This window comes from Vibrio sp. SG41-7 (assembly GCF_014164465.1).
GTDB classification, from domain to species: domain Bacteria; phylum Pseudomonadota; class Gammaproteobacteria; order Enterobacterales; family Vibrionaceae; genus Vibrio; species Vibrio splendidus.
On sequence record NZ_JACJFF010000293.1, the window covers coordinates 1 to 1132 of the forward strand.

Genomic DNA, 1132 nt, shown 5'->3' on the forward strand with positions numbered 1-1132 from the left:
TCATTGAAAATAAAGGATTTATTTTACAGGGAACTTTTTTAGATAATCACGATCTGATCATGAAGTAAAAAAACATGAGAAATTCGCACATGATTATCATTGAGCAACTTAAAAAAGTGAAAGATACCCGTTCGCACATCAATCAAGTTTATCCTGTTATGGAAGTCGCTTTCGTGGTCATAACAGCCATGATTTGTGGTCAAAATAAATGGACAGAGATTAAGGATTTCGGTGAAGGAAATATCGAGTGGTTACGTGAGTATTTCCCCTACGAAAATGGTCTTCCCACTCGACATAATATAGCTGCGATCATGAGATCCGTTGTGCCAGAGACGCTATTGGAAGCTATGGTGGGCTGGGTCAATTTGCACAGAGAGAAGCATGCTCAGCCTATAATCAGTGTTGATGGGAAGGTTCTAAAAGGGGCAAAAGCAAGCAAACAACAGCACCCCCTCTATATGGTTTCGGCATTTGATGTAGACGAGGGTTTGACTCTCACACATCAACCTTGTGACGGCAAAGGTATGGAGCTGCTAGCAATAAGAAACATGCTAGACGCTTTAGATATCAAAGGATGTTTATTAACTGCTGATGCCCTGCATTGTCAGGTTGAAACACTGAATAAAGTGGTTGATAAAGGTGGAGATATCCTAGTACAAGTTAAACTGAATCAACCAAGTTTATTAGCAGAAATTGATGTGCAATTCCAAGACTATTGGGCTTTGCCTGAAGATAAACAGGAATCTTACATTACGGAAGATAAAGGGCATGGTAGAAAAGAGGTTCGTGAGGTTTACGTGCTTCCAGCTGCCTTTAGCGAAGCACTCAGAGAGAAGTGGTGTCTAGTAAAAAGCATTGTTGCAGTGGTAAGAGATAGGAGTGTCAAAGGGAAAGGGAGTTATGAAACTTCGTACTATATTTGCACAGACTATTTATCTTTAGAGTTAGCCACAAAGGCAACAAGAAAGCACTGGCACATAGAGAATCAGCAGCACTGGGCGTTGGACGTTATTTTTAAAGAAGACGAGCAGCGAATTTACGCCGGGGATTCGGCGTTGAATATGGCTTGTTGTCGTCGCTTTGTGCAGAACCTATTTAGAAAATCAGAGGGTAACTTGTCTGTACCAAGAAA

At 41.0% G+C, this 1132-nt stretch carries 1 protein-coding gene; it reads left to right on the plus strand.

Features of this window, described 5'->3' with window-relative positions:
• Positions 1–89: 89 nt before the first annotated feature.
• Positions 90–1132: ISAs1-like element ISVba1 family transposase (locus H5300_RS26720; protein WP_182797359.1), on the plus strand; the 1043-nt coding region annotated here is incomplete at its 3' end.